14 protein-coding genes are annotated in these 22203 nt (G+C 68.0%); 8 read left to right on the top strand and 6 right to left on the bottom strand.

Annotated elements, in window-relative coordinates; genetic code table 11:
* Window positions 1–119 precede the first annotated feature (119 nt).
* The 3 genes from mfd (at window position 120) to ACYX7E_RS11050 (ending at window position 6164) form a co-directional block, all read left to right on the top strand.
* Window positions 120–3605 carry a transcription-repair coupling factor gene (gene mfd / locus ACYX7E_RS11040; protein ID WP_462080613.1) on the top strand — a complete coding sequence of 1162 codons (3486 nt, stop codon included), beginning with the start codon at window positions 120–122 and terminating at the stop codon, window positions 3603–3605.
* A 4-nt stretch (window positions 3606–3609) separates the two neighbouring features.
* Complete coding sequence (locus ACYX7E_RS11045; protein ID WP_462080614.1) at window positions 3610–4236, top strand: HD-GYP domain-containing protein; 627 nt, start codon at window positions 3610–3612, stop codon at window positions 4234–4236.
* Between the two features lie 155 nt (window positions 4237–4391).
* On the top strand, window positions 4392–6164 hold the full coding sequence (locus ACYX7E_RS11050) for a vWA domain-containing protein (protein ID WP_462080615.1): 1773 nt from the start codon (window positions 4392–4394) through the stop codon (window positions 6162–6164).
* 72 nt (window positions 6165–6236) lie between these two features.
* Here the strand turns inward: ACYX7E_RS11050 and ACYX7E_RS11055 are convergent, their stop codons facing one another.
* On the bottom strand, window positions 6237–9062 hold the full coding sequence (locus tag ACYX7E_RS11055) for an EAL domain-containing protein (RefSeq protein ID WP_462080616.1): 2826 nt from the start codon (window positions 9060–9062) through the stop codon (window positions 6237–6239).
* A gap of 354 nt (window positions 9063–9416) precedes the next feature.
* Between ACYX7E_RS11055 and ACYX7E_RS11060 the strand changes: the two genes are divergently transcribed.
* The 5 genes from ACYX7E_RS11060 (at window position 9417) to ACYX7E_RS11080 (ending at window position 14626) form a co-directional block, all read left to right on the top strand.
* Window positions 9417–9983, top strand: coding sequence for an RNA polymerase sigma factor (locus ACYX7E_RS11060; RefSeq protein ID WP_462080617.1), 567 nt, complete (start codon window positions 9417–9419; stop codon window positions 9981–9983).
* On the top strand, window positions 9980–11101 hold the full coding sequence (locus tag ACYX7E_RS11065; RefSeq protein ID WP_462080618.1) for a hypothetical protein: 1122 nt from the start codon (window positions 9980–9982) through the stop codon (window positions 11099–11101). Before ACYX7E_RS11060 ends, ACYX7E_RS11065 begins: the two co-directional genes overlap by 4 nt.
* Complete coding sequence (locus ACYX7E_RS11070; RefSeq protein WP_462080619.1) at window positions 11098–11706, top strand: IMPACT family protein; 609 nt, start codon at window positions 11098–11100, stop codon at window positions 11704–11706. The genes ACYX7E_RS11065 and ACYX7E_RS11070 overlap by 4 nt, the downstream gene beginning before the upstream one ends.
* On the top strand, window positions 11690–13498 hold the full coding sequence (locus tag ACYX7E_RS11075; RefSeq protein WP_462080620.1) for an ABC transporter transmembrane domain-containing protein: 1809 nt from the start codon (window positions 11690–11692) through the stop codon (window positions 13496–13498). Before ACYX7E_RS11070 ends, ACYX7E_RS11075 begins: the two co-directional genes overlap by 17 nt.
* 81 nt (window positions 13499–13579) lie before the next feature.
* Window positions 13580–14626 carry an NAD(P)H-dependent flavin oxidoreductase gene (locus ACYX7E_RS11080; protein ID WP_462080621.1) on the top strand — a complete coding sequence of 349 codons (1047 nt, stop codon included), beginning with the start codon at window positions 13580–13582 and terminating at the stop codon, window positions 14624–14626.
* A 113-nt stretch (window positions 14627–14739) separates the two neighbouring features.
* On the opposite strand, the gene fabF is transcribed toward ACYX7E_RS11080, so the two are convergent.
* The 5 genes from fabF to ACYX7E_RS11105 form a co-directional block, all read right to left on the bottom strand.
* On the bottom strand, window positions 14740–16017 hold the full coding sequence (gene fabF, locus ACYX7E_RS11085; RefSeq protein WP_462080622.1) for a beta-ketoacyl-ACP synthase II: 1278 nt from the start codon (window positions 16015–16017) through the stop codon (window positions 14740–14742).
* The gene (locus tag ACYX7E_RS11090) at window positions 16014–19151 is read right to left on the bottom strand and encodes an efflux RND transporter permease subunit (RefSeq protein WP_462080623.1); all 3138 of its coding nucleotides are present in this window, start codon (window positions 19149–19151) and stop codon (window positions 16014–16016) included. The genes fabF and ACYX7E_RS11090 overlap by 4 nt, the downstream gene beginning before the upstream one ends.
* On the bottom strand, window positions 19148–20278 hold the full coding sequence (locus ACYX7E_RS11095; RefSeq protein WP_462080624.1) for an efflux RND transporter periplasmic adaptor subunit: 1131 nt from the start codon (window positions 20276–20278) through the stop codon (window positions 19148–19150). The genes ACYX7E_RS11090 and ACYX7E_RS11095 overlap by 4 nt, the downstream gene beginning before the upstream one ends.
* A 70-nt stretch (window positions 20279–20348) precedes the next feature.
* Window positions 20349–20966, bottom strand: a complete 618-nt coding sequence (locus ACYX7E_RS11100; protein ID WP_462080625.1) for a TetR/AcrR family transcriptional regulator — start codon at window positions 20964–20966, stop codon at window positions 20349–20351.
* Window positions 20967–21150: 184 nt separating this feature from the next.
* The gene (locus ACYX7E_RS11105) at window positions 21151–22029 is read right to left on the bottom strand and encodes an AraC family transcriptional regulator (protein ID WP_462080650.1); all 879 of its coding nucleotides are present in this window, start codon (window positions 22027–22029) and stop codon (window positions 21151–21153) included.
* Window positions 22030–22203: the final 174 nt, after the last annotated feature.

The raw sequence follows: 22203 nt of genomic DNA on the forward strand, positions 1-22203 counted from the left end.
GGTCGCCGTCGCGGTCACCATTTCCGTCGACCGCGGCCCACTGGCGTAAAATTGTCGCTTCGATGCGCTGGCAGCGCCGTCTGCCGGCGCTGTCCTGCATTTGTCCGGTCGCAGATTCCATGTCCAAACGCACGCTTCCCAGCCCTCTTCCGCTTCCCAAGGCCGGCCAGGCCCGTACCTGGTGGCGCGCACCCGCCAGCCGCAGCGCACTGGCCTGGGCGGTGGGACGTGCAGCACAGGCACATGCCGGGCCGATCCTGCTGGTGGCCCGCGACAACCATGCCGCGCACCAGCTCGAAGCCGACCTGCACACGCTGCTGGGCCCCGACAGCGTGGGCCCCAACAGCGAGTTCCCGGTCCTGGCCTTCCCCGACTGGGAAACCCTGCCCTGGGACCGCTTCAGCCCACACCAGGACATCGTATCCCAGCGCCTGGCCGCGCTGCTGCGGCTGCCGACGCTGGCACACGGCATCGTCGTCGCGCCGATCCAGACGCTGATGCAGCGGCTGCCCCCGCTGCGCTATGTCATCGGCAACACCTTCGATGTCCGCGTCGGCCAGACGCTGGACATGGACGCCGAGAAGCGCCGGCTCGAAAGCGCCGGTTACCGCAACGTGCCGCAGGTCTTCGACCCGGGCGACTTCGCGGTGCGCGGCGGTCTGCTGGACGTCTACCCGATGGGCGCCAGCGAGCCCTATCGCGTGGAGCTGTTCGACGACAGCATCGAGTCGATCCGCGCCTTCGATCCGGAAAGCCAGCGTTCGCTGGACAAGGTCGACGCAGTGCGGATGCTGCCCGGCCGCGAAGTCCCGCTCGACGATGCCGCGACGGCAATGGCGATGGCCACGCTGCGCGACCGCTTCGACATCGATACCCGGCGCAGCGCGCTGTTCCAGGACCTGAAGGCGGGACTCGCGCCGGCCGGCATCGAGTACTACCTGCCGCTGTTCTTCAAGGACACCGCGACGCTGTTCGACTACCTGTCCGGCGACGCGCTGCCGATCATCGACGACGGCGCGTTCGAGGCCAGCGATCATTTCTGGACCCAGACCGCCGACCGCTACGAGCAGTTGCGACACGACATCGAACGCCCGATCCTGCCGCCCGGCGAGCTGTGGCTGGCGCCGGACCTGCTGCGCGAACGGCTCAACCAGGGCGACCGCGTCGAGGTCTGTGGCCCTGCGCACCCCCGTCGCGAACAGGCCGTACCACTCGGCGAACAGCCGGCCCCGGAACTGCCGCTGGCCGCGCGCGACAGTGAGCCGGCATCCGCGCTGCGCGCGTTCCTGGCGCACTACCCGGGACGCACGCTGATCGCTTCCGACACCGCCGGCCGCCGCGAGGCGCTGCTGGAAGTGCTGCAGGCCGGCGCGCTGCACCCCGAGGTGGTCGCCGATTTCGGCACCTTCCTGTCGGCGCAGCCGCCGCAGCGTTTCGCGATCGCGGTCGCGCCGCTCGATGACGGCTTCGCGCTCGACGATCCCACGATCACCGTCCTGACCGAGCGCCAGCTGTTCCCCGAGCGCGCCGCGCAGCCGCGTCGCCGCAAGCGCGTCGGCCGCGAGCCCGAGGCGATCATCCGCGACCTCGGCGAACTGTCCGAAGGTGCACCGATCGTGCACGAGGATCACGGCGTCGGCCGGTATCGCGGCCTGGTGACGCTGGAGGCCGGCGGCCAGCCCGGCGAATACCTCGACATCGAATACGCCAAGGGCGACCGCCTGTACGTGCCGGTCGCTCAATTGCACCTGGTCAGCCGCTACTCCGGCGCATCGCCGGAGACCGCGCCATTGCATTCGCTGGGCGGCGAGGCCTGGTCGCGCGCCAAGCGCAAGGCCGCCGAGAAGGTCCGCGACGTCGCCGCCGAACTGCTGGAGATCCAGGCCAAGCGGCAGGCGCGCGCAGGCCTGGCGCTGCAGGTGGACCGGTCGATGTACGAACCCTTCGCCGCCGCCTTCCCGTTCGAGGAGACCCCCGACCAGCACAGCGCGATCGAGGCGGTCATCCGCGACCTCGGGTCAAGCCAGCCGATGGACCGCGTAGTCTGCGGCGATGTCGGTTTCGGCAAGACCGAGGTCGCGGTACGCGCGGCCTTCGTCGCGGCGGCCGCGGGCAAGCAGGTCGCGGTGCTGGTGCCGACCACGCTGCTGGCCGAGCAGCATTTCCGCAATTTCAGCGACCGCTTCGCCGACTGGCCGCTGCGCGTGGAAGTGCTGTCGCGCTTCAAGTCGACCAAGGACATCAAGACCGCGCTGGACAAGGTCGCCGAGGGCAGGATCGACGTCATCGTCGGCACCCACCGCCTGTTGCAGAAGGACGTCAAGTTCAAGGATCTGGGCCTGGTCATCGTCGACGAGGAGCAGCGCTTCGGCGTGCGCCAGAAGGAAGCGCTGAAGGCGCTGCGCGCCAACGTCCATCTGCTGACGCTGACCGCCACACCGATTCCGCGCACGCTGAACATGGCGATGGCCGGGCTGCGCGACCTGTCGATCATCGCTACTCCGCCGGCGCACCGGCTCGCGGTACAGACCTTCGTCGCGGCCTGGGACGATGCCCAGCTGCGCGAAGCCTTCCAGCGCGAGCTCGCGCGCGGCGGCCAGGTGTACTTCCTGCACAACGACGTCGAGAGCATCGGGCGCATGCAGCGGCAACTGCAGGAGCTGGTGCCCGACGCGCGCATCGGCATCGCGCATGGCCAGATGCCCGAACGCGAACTCGAGCGGGTGATGCTGGATTTCCACAAGCAGCGCTTCAACGTGCTGCTGTGCTCGACGATCATCGAGTCCGGCATCGACATCCCCAACGCCAACACCATCATCATCAACCGTGCCGACAAGTTCGGCCTGGCCCAGCTGCACCAGTTGCGCGGTCGCGTCGGCCGTTCCCACCATCGCGCCTACGCCTACCTGGTGGTGCCTGACAAGCGCTCGATCACCGCCGACGCGCAGAAGCGCCTGGAAGCGATCGCGTCGATGGACGAACTCGGCGCCGGCTTCACGCTGGCCACGCACGACCTGGAAATCCGTGGTGCCGGCGAACTGCTAGGCGAAGACCAGAGCGGACAGATGGCCGAGATCGGCTTCAGCCTCTACACCGAGTTGCTGGAGCGCGCGGTGCGCTCGATCAAGCGCGGCGAGCTGCCCGACGTCGATGGCAGCACTTCGCGCGGCGCCGACGTCGAACTGCATGTGCCGGCCCTGATCCCGGACGACTACCTGCCCGACGTGCATACCCGCCTGACCCTGTACAAGCGCATCAGCTCGGCGCGCGACGCCGAGGAACTGCGCGAGATGCAGGTCGAGATGATCGACCGCTTCGGCCTGTTGCCCGACCCGGCCAAGCACCTGTTCATCGTCGCCGAGATGAAGCTGCTGGCCACGCGCCTGGGCATCCACAAGCTCGACCTTGGCGAGAAGTCCGGACGCATCCAGTTCGTCGACAAGCCCAACGTCGATCCGATGGCGGTAATCCGGCTGATCCAGGGCCAGTCCCAACACTACCGCATGGACGGCCCCGACAAACTGCGGATCACCCTCGACCTGCCCGACGCCGCCACCCGCATCAACGCGGCGCGCGGCCTGCTGACCGCGCTGTCCCCGAACTGATCCGATGTCGATGTCCTTCGATCCCGCCTCCGTCGCCGAGGCCGCCGATACACAGATCGCCCCCGGGTTCCACGGCAACCTGTCGGGTTCGCTGCACGCGCTGTCGTGCGCACTGGAAGAGCGCGACGCCGGTACCGACCTGCACTGCGATCGCGTCGCACACCTGGCGCAACAGCTCGGGCGTCGTTGCGGCCTGGCACCCGCAAGGCAACAGCGACTGGCGCTGGCCGCACGCTTCCACGACATCGGCAAGCTCGGCATCCCCGATCGGGTGCTGTTGTCGCCGCGCGGGCTCGACGACAACCAGACCGCGGTCATGCGCAGCCACTGCGAACGCGGCCAGCGCATCTTCCTGGCCACCGGCCGCGAGGATGCCGGGCAGGTCGCATCGCTGATCCGCGCGCACCACGAAGCCTTCAACGGCAGCGGCTATCCCGATGGCCTGCGCCAGCAACAGATCCCGCTGGAAGCCCGCATCCTCGCGATCGTCGACGGCTATGACGCCCTGGCCAGCCATCGCCCCTACCGCGCACCAATGGCGCATGCCGACATCATGCAACTGCTCGAAGACGAGCAGGACACCCGCATCGACCCCGAACTCTTCCGCGAGTTCACCGCCCTGATGCCGTAGGGCGGGCCCAGGCCCGCCGCCATTCTCCTGATCGCGGCGGCGCCATCAATCCCTCTCCAATCACCCCCATTCCCAACGCCCCCTCTCTCGATCCCCCTCAACCCCTCTCCCCATCCTCGCGCGTTCCACCTCCCGACCATCACGGGAGAGACCCCATGCAACGCCACGCACTCACGACCGCCCTGCTCTGCGCGCTGACCTTGGGCGCGTGCCAGAGCACCTCGCCGACCGCCTCGCAGACCGCAGGCGCCAACGCCGCGGCCGATACCTATGCCAAGGCCGACGCCCAAGCCAACGTCGGCGTGATGCACGCGCCGCCTCCGCCTGCACCGCCACCGGCCTCCGCGCAGCGCCAGAGCCTCGAACAGGTCGTGGTCACCGGCAGCCGCATGCGCGTCGCCGAGATGGCCGCGGCACCAGCCCCGGCGATGTACGCAGCGCCGATGATCGCCGCCGACGCCATGGCCTCGCAGCCGGCGAACACCGAACGCTATGCCGAACGCGACGACAACCCGATCCACCGCGCCAGCGAGCAGCCGGTGTCGACGTTCTCGATCGACGTCGACACCGGCAGCTACAGCAACGTGCGGCGGATGCTGCGCCAGGGCGTGCGCCCGCCGGCCGATGCCGTGCACGCCGAGGAGTTCATCAACTACTTCAGCTATGGCCATCCGGCGCCGACCGACCTGAAAACGCCGTTCCGCGCCACGACCGAACTCGCGCCCGCGCCGTGGAACCCGCAACGCCAGTTGCTGATGATCGGCATCAAGGGCTACGACGTCGACAAGTCCGAGCTGCCGCCGGCGAACCTGGTGTTCCTGATCGACACCTCGGGCTCGATGTTCTCGCCCGACAAGCTGCCGCTGCTGAAGCAGTCCTTCGCCGAACTCACGCAGCAACTGCGCCCGCAGGATCGCGTCTCGATCGTCGTCTACGCAGGATCGGCCGGCCTGGTGCTGCCGCCGACCAGCGGCGAGCGCAAGGACGAGATCCTGGCGGCGCTGGAACAGTTGCAGGCCGGCGGCAGCACCAACGGCGGCGACGGCATCCGCCTGGCCTATGCGACCGCGCGTCAGGCCTACGTCAAGGGCGGCGTCAACCGCGTCATCCTTGCGACCGACGGAGACTTCAACGTCGGCACCGTCGATGGCGGATCGCTGGAGACCATGGTCGCCGACCAGCGCAGCCACGGCATCGCGCTGACCACGCTGGGCTTCGGCCAGGGCAACTACAACGACGCACTGGCCGAGCGCCTGGCCGATGCCGGCGATGGCAACCATGCCTACATCGACACCCTGCAGGAAGCGCGCAAGGTGCTGGTCGAGGAAATGTCGTCGACGCTGTTGACGATCGCGCAGGACGTCAAGATCCAGATCGAATTCAATCCCGCGCAGGTCGCCGAGTACCGCCTGATCGGCTATGAGAACCGCATGCTGGCGCGCGAGGACTTCGCCAACGACAAGGTCGATGCCGGCGACATCGGGGCCGGCCACGAGGTCACCGCTTTGTATGAGATCACCCTGGCAGGCTCCGGCGCCGAACGCCTGCCGGCACTGCGCTACGGCGAAGGCAAGCCGGCCGCGACCACGCGCACCGGCGGTGAGCTGGCGCACCTGCGCCTGCGCTACAAGCGCCCCGGAGAAGCGAGCAGCCAGCTGATCGAGACCCCGATCCTGCGCAGCGCGCTGAAGGCGCAACCCAGCGACACGATGCGTTTCGCGGCGAGCGTGGCCGCCTACGCCGATGCGCTGCGCGGCGGCAAGCACCTCGAACAGTGGAACTGGCAGTCGATCGCCGACAACGCGCGCGTGACCACCGGCGCCGACCGCTGGAAGCTGCGCGCGGAATTCGTCGACCTGGTCGATGCCGCGCGAGGCCTGGTCGAAGGCACGCCCGACGACCAGGTGCAGGTCAGCGTCGCCCGGTAACGCCGGCCATCGCCACGGATCGAGCTGCCAACACGCGGGCTCGATTCGCGGCAGTTTCCGCACCGTCGATCCTCAGCGCCCGACCTCGGCCACCGGCCGCCCGAACAGGAAGCCCTGGCCATAGCTGCAGCCCAGTTGCAGCAGCAGGTCGCGCTGCTGGCGGGTCTCGACGCCTTCGCCGACGGTGTCGATGCCCAACGTCGTCGCCAGCGCAAGGATCGCGCGCACCAGCGCCAGGTTCTCGGCCTGCATCTCGCCATCGAGCCCTGCGACGAAGCTCTGGTCGATCTTCAGGGCCTGGATCGGGAAGCGATGCAGGTACGACAGCGCCGAGAACCCGGTGCCGAAATCGTCGAGCAGGGCCAGCACGCCGCGCCCGCGCAGGGTATTGAGGATCTGCAGCACCTTGGGCGCATCGTCGAGCAGCGCGACCTCGGTGATCTCGATGCGCAGGCGCCGCGGGTTGGCGCCAACGTCGTCCATCATCTTCAGCAGGCGATCGGCGAAGTCCTCGGCATGGAAATGCCGCGGCGAGACGTTGATCGACACATAGCCTTCGTGGTGGCGCGTCATCCAGTCGATGACCCGGCGATACAGCAGCCAGTCCACCTGTTCGACCAGGCCGCTGTCCTCGCCGACGCCGATGAACTCGCCCGGCGGCAGCGGACCATGCAGCTCGTGCCGCCAGCGCAGCAGTGCCTCGTAGCCGACGACGACGCCATCGGCCAGGTTGACGATGGGCTGGAAATGCGGCTCGAAGGCATCGGCGATGATCGCCCGGCGCAGGTCGGCCTCGAGATCCAGCAGGCGCATCGCTTCGGCGCGCATGGCCTCGTCGAAGCGCTCGCTGCGGTCGCGTCCGCGCGACTTGGCCTTGTACATCGCCGCATCGGCGTCGCGCAGCAGCTCTTCGCCGTGGCGGTACATCGGCTGCCAGGTGGCAATGCCGATGCTGGCCGAAGGGAACAGCTCGCGGCCGGCCACCCACATCGAACGGCCGAGCTTGTGCAGCATCTGCGCGGCGATCCGGTCCGCCGCCTGCGGCTCGCCGACGCTGTCGAGCAGCACTGCGAATTCGTCGCCGCCCAGCCGCGCCACCATGTCGTCCGGTCCCAGCATGCTGCTGATGCGCCGGCCCACCTCGACCAGCATCGCATCGCCGGCGGCATGGCCGACGCTGTCGTTGACCAGCTTGAAGCGGTCGAGGTCGAGGAACAGCACCGCGAACGGATTGCGGCCAGCGTCGCGCATCGCAGCCAGCGCATTGTCCAGCCGCTCCAGCAACTGCACGCGGTTCGGCAGCCCGGTCAGGTGGTCGTGCCGCGCCTGGTGCACCAGGCGCTGCTGCGCGCGCACGCGCTCGCTGATCTGCGCGCGCAGTTCACGGTTGGCCTCCTCGAGTTCGTGCGTCCGCGCCTCGACCCGGAACTCGAGCTCGGCATGTGCGGCCTTCAGGTATTCCTGTGCGCGCTTGCGCGCCAGGGCGGTGTCGATGTGGCGGCCGACGAAGGTCAGCAGTTCCTGGTCGGCCTGGGTGTAGCGGATGTCCGGCTCGTAGCTCTGCACGGTGATCACGCCGATGGTGTTGCCGTCGCGCAGCAGCGGCACCCCCAGCCACTGGTGCGACTGCGTGCCCAGGCCCAGCGCGATGCCGCGCGCCTCGATGTCCTCGAGCAGGGCGCGGTCGGCCAACAGCGGCCGGCCGGTCGACAGCACGTATTCGGTCAGGCCGCGGCCGAGCGGACGCGAATGGCGCACGCGGTCGCGCTCGTCGACCGAGTACGGGAATTCGATGCGGGTACCGTCGCCGCTGAGCATCGCGATGTAGAAGTTGCGCGCGTACAGCAGCTCGCTGGTCACCGCATGCAGGTCGGCATAGAAGCGTTCGAGGCTGCCGGCGTTGACCGACATCTCGCTGATCCGGTACAGCGCGCGTTGCAGGCGCTCGGCGCGCTTGCGCTCGACGATCTCCGCCTCCAGGCCGTTGTTGGCCAGCTGCAGCGCGACTGTGCGCTCGGCGACGCGGCGCTCGAGCTCGTCGAGCGCGTGCTTGCGGTCCAGCGCGGCCAGGATGTGCTGGGCCACGAACTCCAGCAGCGCGCGGTCCTCGTGGCTGTAGCGCGTGGGTTCGTCGTAGCTCTGCACCACGACCGCGCCACTGACGCGATCGTCGCGGCGCATCGGCACGCCCAGCCAGTCGGCGCTGTCGGGGCCGTGGAAATCGTCGAACGCGACCCCGAGCTCGCGGCGGATGCGCTCGGACGGGCCGCGCATCGGCTGGCCATGGCGCAGCATCGCCACGGTCAGGCTGGTCGGCAGGTCGCTGACCGCGATCTCGGCATCAGGCTCGGCGACCCAGGGATCGCGCTGGTCGACGAAGTACATGAAACGCACGGTTTCACGGACATCGTCGTAGAGCACGATGTAGAAATTCTCGGCCGGCATCAGCGTGCCGACGACGGCATGGATGCGCGCCAGCATGTCGCGCATGTCGCGCGAGGAACCCGACAGGTCGGAAATGTCGTACAGCGCCTTGCGCAGGCGCTCGGACATGCGCAGCGAGCGGATCCGCATCTGCGCCCGCGCCAGTTGCAGGCGCGCCGAGACCAGCGTGCGCGCCAGCGTGCGCCAGCCATCGCTGGTGGCCTGCGGCAACTGGCGGCCGGCATGCGCCAGCAGCACCACGCGCGCCTTGTCCTCCTCCCACACCAGCTCGACGCCGTGCTCGCGCGGCGGGCGGCGTTCGCCGGCTAGCAGCGCACGCGCATCCTCGACCAGACCCAGGCACAGCGCACCGGCCTCGCATTCGGCCGCGCCCAGCAGGGGATCATCCCAGCAGGCGACGACGGTCGAACCGGCCGGCATGCTTTCGAGCAGGTCGCCGGCAAGCGCGGCCAAGCCTTCATCCTCCGGCAAGGCCAGCCCCGTCATTTGTCCTATCGCCGATACAGTCACACGTCCCCCGAGGCAGCTCGGCAAGAATAACGTCAACCAGTGCCGCAACCGGCCCCGCCCCGCGCATCGGTCGCCGCGATCGGCGCGACGGGGTGGTCCGGGATGAACACCCAGGCAGCCCGGGAACCCCAAGCCGGACGCTGGAACGTTCTGATCTGCATGCACGCCAGCGCCGCCATGCCGCTCCTGTCCACCGCCCCGCGACCCGCGCCACGCCCTGCTCCAGGCAGGGCCGAGCGGGCGCCGGCAACACCTGCAGGCTTCACCTTCACGCCGGCAACCCGTAACCTGCCGCGGATGAACGACGTTGCCGCCACCGCCGCCGAAGTCAGCGACGACACGCTGATGCTGGCCTATGCCGCTGGCGACGTGGCCGCATTCGACACCCTGTATGGCCGCCACCGCCAGCGCCTGTACCGCTTCCTGCTGGGCCAACTGCGCAATGGCGCGCTGACCGACGAGCTGTTCCAGGACATCTGGCAGCGGGTCATCAGCGCGCGCCAGGGCTGGAAGCCCGACGCCCCGTTCCCGACCTGGCTGTACCGGATCGCGCACAACCGCCTGACCGACCACTGGCGCGCGCAATCGCATCGCCCGCCGGCGCCGATCGATGCCGACGAGCGCACCCTGCGCGTGCCCGACGACGCGACGCCCGAGCGCGAACTGTCGGATTTCGAACAACGCCGCCGGCTGCAGCTCGCGCTCGACGAACTGCCGGTGGAACAACGCGAGATCATCGTGCTGCGACTGGAACAGGAACTGACGCTGGAGGAGATCGGCGAGATCACCGGGGTGGGACGCGAGACGGTCAAGTCCAGGCTGCGCTACGCAATGGACAAGCTGCGTGCGAGGTTGAACGAATGAACATCCCACGCGACGACGACATGGCCACCGACGACAGCGGGCTGAGCCCGGAAGAGCGCGCACTCGCGCAGCGCCTGTCGCAGCTGGACGCACGCGCGGCGCCGTCCCCGGCGCTGGACGCGCGCATCCTGGCAGCGGCCCGCGGCCTCGCGCCGCCGGCCGAGCAGGCAGGCCAAGACCATCAGGCCCATACCGCCAAGGCCTCGCCTGCCCAGCCGTCATCGCAGGCGCAGCGTCGCAGGCCGCGTTGGCAGCTCCCGGTCGGCATCGCGGCGTCGCTGGCGCTGGCGATCGGCATGGCGTGGCAGTTGCGCCCGCAGCCCGAGACCCATCTGGAATACCACGCACCCGCCGCCGGGCCGTCCGCACAGGCCGCCGCCGAGACCGAGCAGGCCGCTGCGGCCGACGCCATCGCACCGCCATCGGCCACCGCACCGGCCGCCGATACGGTGGCGACCGAAGCGCCCGCCGGGCCCACCCGCCCGGCACTGCGGCAGAGCGCGCCCGCCCAGCCCACGTCCGACCTGCCAGCCGCGGCAGCAGAAGAAGAAGCCTCCGCTGCCCGCCGCCAGGCGGACACCGTGTCGGCACCCGCACCGGTAATGGCGCCGCCACCGCCGCCGCCCGCTCCGCCCGCGCCCCGCGCCCTGGTCGAGCGCGCTGTCGTCGCCGAACCGGCTGCCGATACGCCCCCCCGCTTCACGCCCTCGCCCGCCGAGGCCAAGGCCGCGGCGCAAGCCGACGCCTTCAAGGCCGAGGCCGAACGCAGCGAAGCCGACCAGCCGCAGCGCGCCGCGCGCAACCAGGTCGCACCGGTACCGCAGGCCGCGCCCGCCGCCACGCCGTCGGCCTCACCGGTGCTCGACAGCATCTCGGTGACCGGCAGTCGCGTCCGCAGCAGCAGGCGCGTCGTCGACACCCATCACGACCAGCCGATGGACGACCAGCCGCCGGCGACCGTCGACTCACCCGAGGTTCGCAAGGCCTGGCTGCAACGCGTGCGCGAGCTGCACGAAGACGGCCATCTGGACGAGGCCCGCGCCAGCCTGCGCGAATTCCGCCGTCGCTACCCGGACGCCATCCTGCCCGACGATCTGCGCCCGCTGCTCGACGAATGAGCCTGCATACCCTGGCCCGTCCGGCCAGCCATACCGTCGAGATCAAGCACAGTCGCTTCACCGCGCTGGCCGCACCGGTCGAGAGCCCGGCAGCGGCGCTGGCTTATCTCGATGCGGTCGCCACGCCCGATGCCACCCACAACTGCTGGGCCTGGCGCATGGGCGGCGACTATCGCTCCAGCGACGATGGCGAACCCGCCGGTACCGCCGGGCGCCCGATCCTGGCCGCGATCGATGGCCAGGGCTACGACCGCGTCATGGTGGTGGTGACGCGCTGGTACGGCGGCATCAAGCTCGGCGCCGGGGGGCTGGTGCGGGCCTATGGCGGTGCCGCCGCCGAGTGCCTGCGGCTGGCCGAGCGGGTGCCGCTGATCGCGACCACGCGGCTGTGCCTGCAGGTGCCGTTCGCCGATCTCGGTACCGTGCACCAGCTGTTGTCGGTGTTCCATGCCGACAAGCAGGGCGAGCGTTTCGACGCCGACGGCGCATGGATCGACATCGAGCTGCCCATCGACGAGGTCGACGGCCTGCGGCCGCGCCTGCGCGATGCCACCCGCAACCGGGCCCGTATCGACGACAATAGCGGCGATGGCCAGCACACCTGATCCCAGTTCAACATCCGCTCCCAGCCGCCGCAGCGACGCGCCGGTCGACGACACCCCAAAAGCCCGCATTGGCACGCTGCGCATGCTGTGGCCGCTGATGCAGCGCCAGAGAACGCTGTTCGTGGCCTGGTTGCTGGCGCTGGCGGCCTCCTCGGCCGCCACGCTGAGCCTGCCGGTCGCGGTGCGCCACATGATCGACAAGGGCTTCAGCAGCGGCAGCAACATCGATGCCGCGTTCACGTTGCTGTTCCTGGTCGCCCTGGCGCTGGCGCTGGCGACCGCGGCGCGCTTCTTCTTCGTGTCGCTGCTGGGCGAGCGCGTCGTCGCCGACCTGCGCAACCAGCTCTACGGCCACCTGATCGGCCTGGACCAGGCGTTCTACGAGAAAAGCCGCAGCGGCGAGCTGGTCTCGCGGCTCAGCGCCGACAGCGAACTGCTGCGCAGCGTCGTCGGCTCGACGATGTCGATCGCCCTGCGCAGTGTCATCACGGTGCTTGGCAGCGTGGTCATGCTGACGATCACCAGTCCGCGCCTGGCCGCCTACACGCTGATCGGCATCCCGCTGTTCGTGCTGCCGTTGGTGCTGGGCGGGCGCAGGCTCGGCAAGATCTCCCGGCAGAGCCAGGACCGTGTCGCCGATGCCAATACCCTGGCCAGCGAGAGCCTGGGCGCCGTGCGCACGGTGCAGGCCTACGCCCGCGAGGCCTACGAGCGCAGCCGCTTCGGCGAGGCCGTGGCGTTGTCGGTCGCGACCGCGCGCAAGCGCATCGGCATGCAGGCCATCGTCACCGCGGTCGCGATCTCGGTCGTGTTCGGCGCGATCATCCTGGTGCTGTGGTCCGGGGCACACGACGTCATGCGCGGCGACATGACGGCCGGCACGCTCGGCCAATTCCTGCTGTATGCCCTGCTCGGTGGCGGCTCGGTCGGCGCGCTTGCCGAAGTCTGGAACGAACTGCAGCGCGCGGCCGGCGGCATGGGCCGCATCACCGACCTGCTCGAGGAACACAACCAGATCCAGGCGCCGGCCGCGCCGGTCCCGCTGCCGACGCCGCTGCGCGGCGAGCTGCATTTCGACAGGGTTTCGTTCCACTACCCCACGCGCGCCGACATGCCGGCGCTGCACGACTTCTCGTTGCGCGTCGCGCCTGGCGAAACCGTGGCCCTGGTCGGCCCGTCCGGTGCCGGCAAGAGCACCGTGCTGTCGATGCTGCTGCGCTTCCACGACCCGCAGTCGGGCCGCGTCTGCGTCGACGATCTCGACGTGCGCGGCTTCGATCCGGTGGCGCTGCGCGAAACCATCGCGCTGGTGCCGCAGCACCCGGCGATCTTCGCCGCCAGCGCGCGCGAGAACATCCGCTATGGCCGGCTCGAGGCCAGCGACGACGAGATCGTTGCCGCTGCCCGTTCCGCCGAAGCCGACAGCTTCCTCAGCGAACTGCCCAACGGCTACGACGAACTGCTGGGCGAGCGCGGTGCACGCCTGTCGGGCGGTCAGCAGCAACGCATCGCGATCGCGCGCGCCCTGCTCAAGGACGCGCCGATCCTGCTGCTGGACGAAGCCACGTCCGCCCTCGATGCCCAGAGCGAACGCGCCGTGCAGACCGCGCTCGAGCACCTGATGGAAGGCCGCACCACCCTGGTCATCGCGCACCGCCTGGCGACGATCCTGAAGGCCGACCGCATCGTCGTCATGGATCGCGGCCGCATCGTCGCCGAAGGCACCCACGAGCAGTTGCTGGCGCAGGACGGGCTGTATGCCGAACTCGCCCGCCTGCAGTTCATCGACTGAGGCGAACGGGAGCGAAGCGCAGCCGATGACGCCCCTTCGTCGCAACGCGTGGCCTGACACCGACCGCACCGGAGCACATGCATGGACACGATCGCATCGATCCTCGGCATCGAACTGGCCGTCATCCAGGCACCGATGCTCGGCGTCCAGGACGAGCGGCTGGCACTGGCGGTCGCAGGCGCCGGCGGACTGGGCTCCATCCCCTGCGCGTTGTTCGATGCCCGGCAGCTCGATCAACGGCTGCAACAGCTGTCTGCGCACACCGCACTGGCCGCCCAGTCGATCAACCTGAACTTCTTCTGCCATGCCATGGCCGCGCCCGATCCCGGACAGGAGCGCCGCTGGCAGCAGGCCCTGGCGCCCTACTACGCCGAACTCGGCATCGCCCCGATGCCTGCGGACCCTGCGGCGGTCCGCAGGCCGATCGATGCCGCGATCGTCGAGGTCATCGAGCAGCACCGGCCACGCATCGTCAGTTTCCATTTCGGCCTGCCGCAGGCCGACCTGCTGCAGCGGATCAAGCGCAGCGGTGCGCGGGTCATGGCATCGGCAACCACCGTCGATGAAGGCCACTGGCTGGCCGCACAGGGTGCGGACATCGTCATCGCCCAGGGCATCGAGGCCGGCGGCCATCGCGGCCAGTTCCTGCCCGACGCCCTGCGAGCACCCGCCACCACACGCATGCTGGTCCAACAACTGGCGGCAGCGTTGCCATTGCCGATCGTCGCCGCTGGCGGCATCGGCAGTCGCGACGACGTGCAGGCCTTGTACGAGGCCGGCGCCAGCGCCGTGCAGGCCGGCACCGCGTATCTCCTCTGCCCCGAGGCGACCACCTCGGCGACGCACCGGGACGCACTGCGCGCCCCCCATGCAACGACCGCTCTCACCAACCTGCTGACCGGGCGCGCGGCGCGCGGACTGGTCAACCGGTTGATGCGCGAGCTTGGCCCGATGTCCGACCTGCCGCCGGCCTTCCCCTGGGCCGCGCAGGCGCTGGCGCCGCTGCGGGCACATGCCGAAGCCGCAGGACGAGGCGACTTCAGCCCGCTGTGGTCGGGCACGCGACCGGGTGTCTTCAGCGACCTTGATGCAGCGGCGGTGACGCGGGTGTTGGCCGGGGTGGGTTGAGGACGGCAGAAGTCAGCGACGCATCGTCGATGGTATGGGCCACGACCTCCGCGCCTGGACCATCATTCACTGCACCGGTGATGGACAGCCTGCACAACGCGCAACGCGACACGTCACCAGCGTCGGAAGAGCACGCTGGCATTGACGCCTCCGAAGCCAAAGCCGTTGGACAAGGCATAGTCGAGTGCGGCGCGCCGCGCTTGCCCGGCGACCAGGGTCAGGCCGTCCGCTGCGGGATCTGGAATTTTCAGGTTCAACGTGGGAGGGACGATCTGGTCGCGCAGCGCCAACACGGTGAAGATGGCTTCGATCCCTCCCGCCGCGCCGAGCATGTGTCCCGTGCTGGATTTCGTCGCGGAGACCAGCAGGTCGCGTCGATGGCCGAACAGCGCTGACATCGCAGCGAGTTCAGCGCGATCGCCGACCTGCGTGGAGGTCGCATGTGCGTTGATGTGATGGACATCGTCCGGGCTGATGCCGGCTTGCGCGATCGCAAGTTCCATCGCACGGCGTGCGCCCTCGCCATTTTCGGGGCCGGCGGTCAGATGGTAGGCATCGGCGGTCGTTCCATAACCGACCAGCTCCGCGAGCGGCGTGGCGCCACGCTCCAACGCATGATCCAGCCGCTCGATAACCAGCAGGCCTGCCCCCTCGGCCATCACGAAGCCGTCGCGTAGCGTGTCGAACGGTCGTGACGCGACCTGCGGCGAGTCGTTGAAGGATCTGCTCAGTGCCTTGGCCGCTGCGAAGGCCGCCAGGCTGACCCGATGCATCGCGGCCTCTGCCCCACCGCATAGGGCAATGTCGGCTTCACCGGCGCGGATCAGCCTGGCCGCGTCTCCAATCGCCTGCACGCCTGCAGCACAGGCCGTCACCGGCGTGGCGAGCGGTCCCTTGAAGCCATAGCGAATGGAGGCGTGACCGGACGCCATGTTGGCCAGGAACGTGGGGGCGGAAAACGGGGACAGCCTGCCCGGGCCCTTGGTGTCGGTGGTGTGGACGGCATCGAGGATCGAGCCGAAGCCACCGATTCCCGACGCGATCACCGTCGCGGTACGGGCCTGCTGCCTGGCCTGGTCGGGAAACCATCGCGCCTGCGTCAGCGCCTCGTGCGCCGCCACCAGGGCAAACTCGACGAAACGATCCATCTTCTTCAGATCTTTCGAAGCAATGACCTGGCTGGCGTCGAAGCCTGCCTCGGGATCGTCTGCGCGCTCGGGCACGCGCCCGCCGACCGTGCAGCCCACACCTGCGACCAGCGCCTCTGGCAATCGTGCAATGCCGGACTGGCCTGCCAGGATCCGTGGCCAGACCTTGTCGACGCCGCAGCCCAACGGGCTGACAGCGCCCATGCCTGTGACCACGATGCGTGTCTGGTCATGGGTGTTCATGCGTTGTTCCCGGGAATCTGTGCCGAGTGGCGTGCTGTCGGGGTAGGCCCGGCGGATGGAGGGCTACCCGTCACGGGGTCCGGTGGCGGCCGCCGGATCTTGAACCAGATCGCGTACATCGCCGGCAGGAACACCAGCGTCATCACCGTCCCCGCGATCGTCCCTCCAATCAAGGTGTAGGCCAAGGTCCCCCAGAACACCGAATGGGTCAGCGGAATGAAGGCCAGCACCGCGGCCAACGAGGTCAGGATCACCGGCCGTGCGCGCTGGACCGTCGCTTCGATGACCGCCTGGAACGTCTCCATCCCCGCCTGCTCGTTCTCATGGATCTGACCGATCAGGATCAGCGTATTGCGCATCAGGATCCCTGACAGCGCGATCAGTCCCACCAGCGCATTGATGCCGAAGGGTTGCTTGAACAGCAACAGGGTGGGCACCACGCCGATCAGGCCCAATGGACTGGTCATGAACACCATGACCATCGCCGAGATGGATCTGACCTGCAGAATGATGATCAGCAGCGTGATGGCCAGCATGATCGGGAACAGCGGAAGCATCGCGGCCATGGCCTTGGCCGACTCTTCGATCGATCCTGCCTGGGCAATCGAGTAACCGTCGGGCAGCGCATTGACGATCGGCTGGATCTCGCGCGTGATCGCGGACGACACATCCGGTGGCTGAAGGTCGTCGGCAATGTCGCCGCGAACGGTGATGGTCGGCATCCGATCGCGACGTCGCATGATCGGCTCCTCCATGACGACGTCCACGGCACCGATCTGCGACAGCGGAACACGCTGGCCTGCCCCGCCCACCAAGGTGAAGTCCTCGACCCGTCCGGGATCGAGTCGGGTGTCGCCGGCCGATCGCGCCACGACTTCAACGGTCCTGATGTCTTCCCGCACCGTCGTGACCGGAACCCCGCTCAGGAAGAACTGCAGCTGCTGCGAGACCGACGCCGACGTCAGGCCCAGGGCCTGCAACCGATCCTGGTCGAGAATGAAACGCAGCGTCGGCGTGCGTACGCCCCAATCGGTGTTGACCGTCCTCATCAGGGAACTGGCGTGCATGAGCGCTTCGACGTCACCGGCGATCTTTCGCACCACCGCGAGATCCGGACCACTGACCCGGTAGGCCACCGGGAACGGCGAGTACGGACCGAAGACCAGCTGGGTCACCCGGATCCTGGCTTCTGGCGCCAGTCCGGACGCAACGGCTTCGCGCAGGCGTCGTTTGAGTGCATCGCGCTGTTGCTGGCTGCCGGTCCGGACCACGATCTTGGCGAATGCAGGATCGGGAAGTTCGGGCGAGATCGCCATATAGAAACGTGGCGCCCCCTGCCCCACGTACGCCGTGACAATCTCGGCTTCTTCCTGTTCGCCAAACCAGGCTTCCACCTTGCTTGTCGCATGGCTGGTCTGCTCGATCGAGGTGCCATACGGCATCTGCACTTCGACCAGCACCTCTGGGCGATCGGAGATCGGGAAGAACTGCTTCTTGACCAGCCCCATACCGAGGACGGACAGCACGAACAGCAATACCACCGAGCCGGCCGCAAGCCACTTGCGCTGGATGACCTGCGCCAGCATCGCGCGGAAGCGGTTGTAGCGGGGTGTCCCATACAGGGCCGCATTGCTCCCGTGATGCCCCTGGATGTCCGGCAGCAGCTTCACCCCCAGATACGGCGTGAACACCACCGCGACCACCCACGACGCAATCAGCGCGATGCCGACGATCCAGAACATGTTGCTGGTGTACTCGCCGGCGGTGGACCGCGCGAAACCATTGGGCATGAAGCCGACGGCCGTCACGAGGGTGCCTGCCAGCATCGGCGCGGCGGTGTGGCTCCACGCATACGCAGACGCCGCAATGCGCGTATAGCCTTCCTCCATCTTCACGACCATCATCTCGATGGCGATGATGGCATCGTCCACCAGCAAGCCCAGCGCCAGGATCAGCGAGCCCAGGGTAATCCTGTCGAAGTTCTTTCCGGTGGCGGCCATGACCATGAACACCGCAGCCAGGGTCAACGGCACCGCGGCCGCGACCACGATGCCGACACGCCACCCCATGCTGACGAAACACACGACCAGCACCACCAGCAGCGCCGCGAAGAACTTCAACATGAACTCATCGACCGATGCGCTGATGTTCACCGCCTGATCTGTGACTTTGGACAGCGACATTCCCACGGGCAGTCCATCATTGATCCTGCCCACCTCGGCATCGAGCGCTGTGCCCAGGTCCAGGCCATTCCAGCCATCGCGCATGACGATGCCCAGCAGCAACGCAGGTTCGCCACCGTTCCGGATCAGGAACGTCGAAGGATCTTCGTATCCGCGCGCAATCGTCGCGATGTCCATGAGCTTGAACAAGCGTCCGTTGACGACGATCGGGGTGTTGCGGATCTTGTCCAGCTCATCAAAAGCGCCATCCACGCGGATCAGGATCTGCGGGCCCTTCGTTTCGACGGCGCCGGACGGGGTCAACGCGTTCTGGTTGTTCAACGCCGCGAACACGTCCTGGGGACTCACGCCAACCGTCGCCAGGCGCTCGTGCGAGAGTTCCACGTAGATGCGCTCGGCCTGTTCGCCGATGATGTTGACCTTCTTGACGCCCGGCACATGCAGCAACCGCTGGCGAAGCACCTCGGCATCGCGTGCCAACACACGGGACGGCTCGCCTTTCGCCTTCAGTGCGAACAGTGCGAACGTGACATCCGAGTACTCGTCGTTGACCATGGGACCGATGACCCCGGCCGGCAGCCTGGCAGCCTCATCGGTGACCTTCTTGCGTGCCTGATAGAACTCCTCCGGCACCTCGGACGGCGGCGTGCTGTCGAGCAACGTCAGCGTCGTGAAGGCCAGCCCCGGCCGCGTATACGTCTCGCTGCGATCGTACCAGCGAAGCTCCTGGAGACGCTTCTCGATTTTTTCGGCCACCTGGTCCTGCATTTCCAGGGGCGTGGCGCCGGGCCACGCGGTGACGATCGTCATCACCTTGACAGTGAACGCAGGATCTTCGGCGCGGCCGAGCTTGAAGAAGGCTGCGATTCCCGCCAGGGACACCAGGAAGATCAGGAACACCGTGACAGCGCGCTCGCGCACCGCCAGTGCCGACAGGTTGAACCTGCTCACCTTGCCGCTGCCTTGCTTGCCACTGCCTTGCCGGATGCATCGACGGATCCGTGCTCGACACGGACCTCCTGATCGGCGCGCAACAGGTGCGCGCCCAATGCCGCGACACGGTCACCTTGCTTGAGCGATCCTTCGACGAAGGCCGACTCGTCGCCGATCCGCTTTATTTTCACGGGCTGCCAGCGGGCCCTCGTGGGCGAACCACTGATGAGCCAGACGCCGGTTCCCGTTCCCGGATCCAACAGCGATGCCAGCGGAACCTCAAATCCTTCGTCCGCCTCGCCCGGATGCGTGCCCGCAAGCTCGACGGCTACGGTGGCGCCGAGCGGGAGCCCGGCGTCGTCCTGCTCCAGCGTGTATCGCGCCTCGAACGTCCGCGTCGCGGCATCAGCCGCTCCCGACAGCACCCGCAGGCGGACGGGGATGCGCGTGGGCCCGCTGAAAAGTGACGCGGTCGCCTGCGAACCGATCTCGGGGCGGATCGTTTCGGGCAACTGGACCACCGCCTCGCGTCGTCCCGATCGCGCCACCCGCACGATCACCTGCCCTGCAACGACCACCTGTCCGGGTTCGGCCAGCACCTCGGTGACGATGCCATCGGCATCGGCGAGCAGCCGGCTGTACAGGCTCGCGTTACGGGCCACCGCGGACTGCGCTTGGGCGGCACGCAATTGCGCCGACGCAGCGTCCGAGGACGCCTTGACCAGCTCGTAGGCTGACCGGGAGACCAGCTTCTTCTCCTGGAGCTCGCGATACCTGGCCTCTTCGGCAGATGCATGGGCTGCCTGCGCGCGCGCAGCGACAACGGCCTGCCTTTGCGCGTCCGCGCCCAGGTCGAGGTCCACGGGATCGATCCGGTACAGCAGTTGCCCGCGCTGGACGACCTGCCCGTTGTCCACGAGCCGCTCGAGCACTTTTCCCGGCACGCGAAAGGCCAGGTCGCTCTGGACGCGGGCCGCAATCGTGCCGGTGAACGTCCGCGAGCGTGTGCCGGGGCCAGCCTCCACGGTCGCAGTGCGCACAACCGGGGGCGCCGTACGTGGGTCAGCCTGTGGGGCGGTCCCACACGCGGAGAGCAGCACCGGAAGGACGCCGCACAGGGCGGGAACAAGGAAACGGCACCGCATAAGCCATCCGGAATGAAATGATCCGGCGGCATGATGTTACTAGTGACCAATCATGTCAACGGTCACATCCTCAAGGCGACAGGCTTCTCAGGACCAGATTGGACAACATGGCTGAGGCCTGTTTCGGGTCGCCGGCGAGGTGCTGGAGGATGACGGGATTGATGTACGGGCGCAGCACCAGGTAGGTCGCGGCCTCGGCTTCATCGAGCGGCGTCCTGCGCTCGAACTCCCCCGCGTCGCGCCCCTCCTGGAGGATGCGGGAGACCAGTTGACGGATACGCGTTTCATATGCCGTCGCGCTTCCCCAACGTTCGGTGGCGGCGGCCGCGGCGATTTCGTACAGCCTTCGATCCTGGAAAAAAAGGCGGAAACTGGCATCCATGATCGATCTGAACAAACGGCGAAGCTTCTCCGACGCCCCGCCAGCACCTTCCAGCGCGGCCAAGACCTCACCTTCGATCTGCGCAAGACAATTGCCGCAGATGACCTCGCCAATCGCCTGCTTGGACGCGAAGAACTTGTAGATGTACGCCTTCGAGAAGCCGATGGATTTCGCCAGGTCCGACACCGTGGTCTTGTCGTAGCCGAAGTGCCGGAAATGCTCGGTCGCAGCCAGCACGATCTGTGTCCGCACATCATGGTCCGCAGGCCCGCGCAGCGGTGGGGAAGGGGCAGTTTTCGTTGACATGGGGCTAGCTTAGCGCTTCTTTCGCGGCGTTGACTAACCAGATTGGATTCTGGTCACTTCCGTGCAGTCGCTCCGCCGGGCGGTTGAAGCGCTGCGGACGAAGCCGTCATTGGGTGGGCGGGCTTGTACTGGAGTTGCTTGGATGTGTCGGGCAGTGATCGACAAGGGAGCAAGCATCGAATGCTCAGGACGTCCGCATGCGTTTCACATCGCGCTGCGGTGACTCGCCGAAAAGCCGGCTGTATTCGCGACTGAACTGCGACGGGCTGTCGTAGCCCACCGTGTATCCCGCATTGGCCGCGTCCAGGCCGTCGCTGACCATCAGCCGGCGTGCTTCCTGCATCCTCAGCTGGGTCCGGAACGCGAGCGGGCTCATCGCGGTGACCGCCTTGAAGTGCGCATGGAACGTCGAACGACTCATGCCGGCGATACTGGCGATGTCGTCGATCCGGCAGGCGTCCCTGAAGTTCGCCCTGATCCACAGGATCGACCGTGCGATCTGGCCGTGCCGGCTGTCGGCCTGCGCCATCGCGTGGATGCTTGCGCCATTGGGCCCCGTCAGCAGCCGATACAGGATCTCGCGCATGGCCAGCGACGCCAGCGCGTCCAGGTCCTCCGGCGCATCCAGCAAGGCCAGCAGCCGTGTCGCCGCATCCAGCAGGGCCGGCGTCATGGTGTTGAGGCTCAGCCCCGTCGACATCGCATGCGCGTCGGCACGGCGCGGATGCTTCAAGGCCAGGTCGACCAGTTGCGTGGCATCGAGATCGAGCTGCAGGCTCAGGTAGGGCTGCGCTGCACTTGCCTCGATGACCGCGCCCATGACGGGCAGTCCCACGGACGCGACCAGATAACGGCTCGGATCGTAGTGGAACACGCTGCTGCCCAGCGTGGCGCGCTTGCGGCCTTGGGCGACGAAGCAGGCCGTGGGCTCGTAGATCACCGGCATCGGCATCGTCGGCGTCGAACACCGGATCAGCTTTACGCCGGGGAGCGCGCAATCGAAGGTGCCGTCCGTCGGTGTATGCCGTGCGAGGGCGTCGCGGAACAACGCGAGCTGGCGCATGGGGTCTGATCCCATCGAATCACGTATCGGAGGGGCATCATCCGACGCCTCCGGACGATCATGCAAGCATTCCGGAGAACATGCCTATCGGGTGCCGGCCGGGATCGGAAGAATGGACACAGGCCAAGGGACGCCTTCGCCAGCACAGGCAACAGGCATCCGCGCGCAGGTCCG

Source organism: Luteimonas sp. RIT-PG2_3 (assembly GCF_054902115.1).

What these genes read in the sequence shown, in the direction of transcription:
- ACYX7E_RS11075 (WP_462080620.1), top strand. Translation starts at nt 11,690, where the DNA reads ATGGCCAGCACACCTGATCCCAGTTCAACATCCGCTCCCAGCCGCCGC.
- ACYX7E_RS11070 (WP_462080619.1), top strand. Translation starts at nt 11,098, where the DNA reads ATGAGCCTGCATACCCTGGCCCGTCCGGCCAGCCATACCGTCGAGATC.
- fabF (WP_462080622.1), bottom strand. Translation starts at nt 16,017, where the DNA reads ATGAACACCCATGACCAGACACGCATCGTGGTCACAGGCATGGGCGCT.
- ACYX7E_RS11050 (WP_462080615.1), top strand. Translation starts at nt 4,392, where the DNA reads ATGCAACGCCACGCACTCACGACCGCCCTGCTCTGCGCGCTGACCTTG.
- ACYX7E_RS11060 (WP_462080617.1), top strand. Translation starts at nt 9,417, where the DNA reads ATGAACGACGTTGCCGCCACCGCCGCCGAAGTCAGCGACGACACGCTG.
- ACYX7E_RS11100 (WP_462080625.1), bottom strand. Translation starts at nt 20,966, where the DNA reads ATGTCAACGAAAACTGCCCCTTCCCCACCGCTGCGCGGGCCTGCGGAC.
- ACYX7E_RS11095 (WP_462080624.1), bottom strand. Translation starts at nt 20,278, where the DNA reads ATGCGGTGCCGTTTCCTTGTTCCCGCCCTGTGCGGCGTCCTTCCGGTG.
- ACYX7E_RS11065 (WP_462080618.1), top strand. Translation starts at nt 9,980, where the DNA reads ATGAACATCCCACGCGACGACGACATGGCCACCGACGACAGCGGGCTG.
- mfd (WP_462080613.1), top strand. Translation starts at nt 120, where the DNA reads ATGTCCAAACGCACGCTTCCCAGCCCTCTTCCGCTTCCCAAGGCCGGC.
- ACYX7E_RS11105 (WP_462080650.1), bottom strand. Translation starts at nt 22,029, where the DNA reads ATGCGCCAGCTCGCGTTGTTCCGCGACGCCCTCGCACGGCATACACCG.
- ACYX7E_RS11045 (WP_462080614.1), top strand. Translation starts at nt 3,610, where the DNA reads ATGTCGATGTCCTTCGATCCCGCCTCCGTCGCCGAGGCCGCCGATACA.
- ACYX7E_RS11080 (WP_462080621.1), top strand. Translation starts at nt 13,580, where the DNA reads ATGGACACGATCGCATCGATCCTCGGCATCGAACTGGCCGTCATCCAG.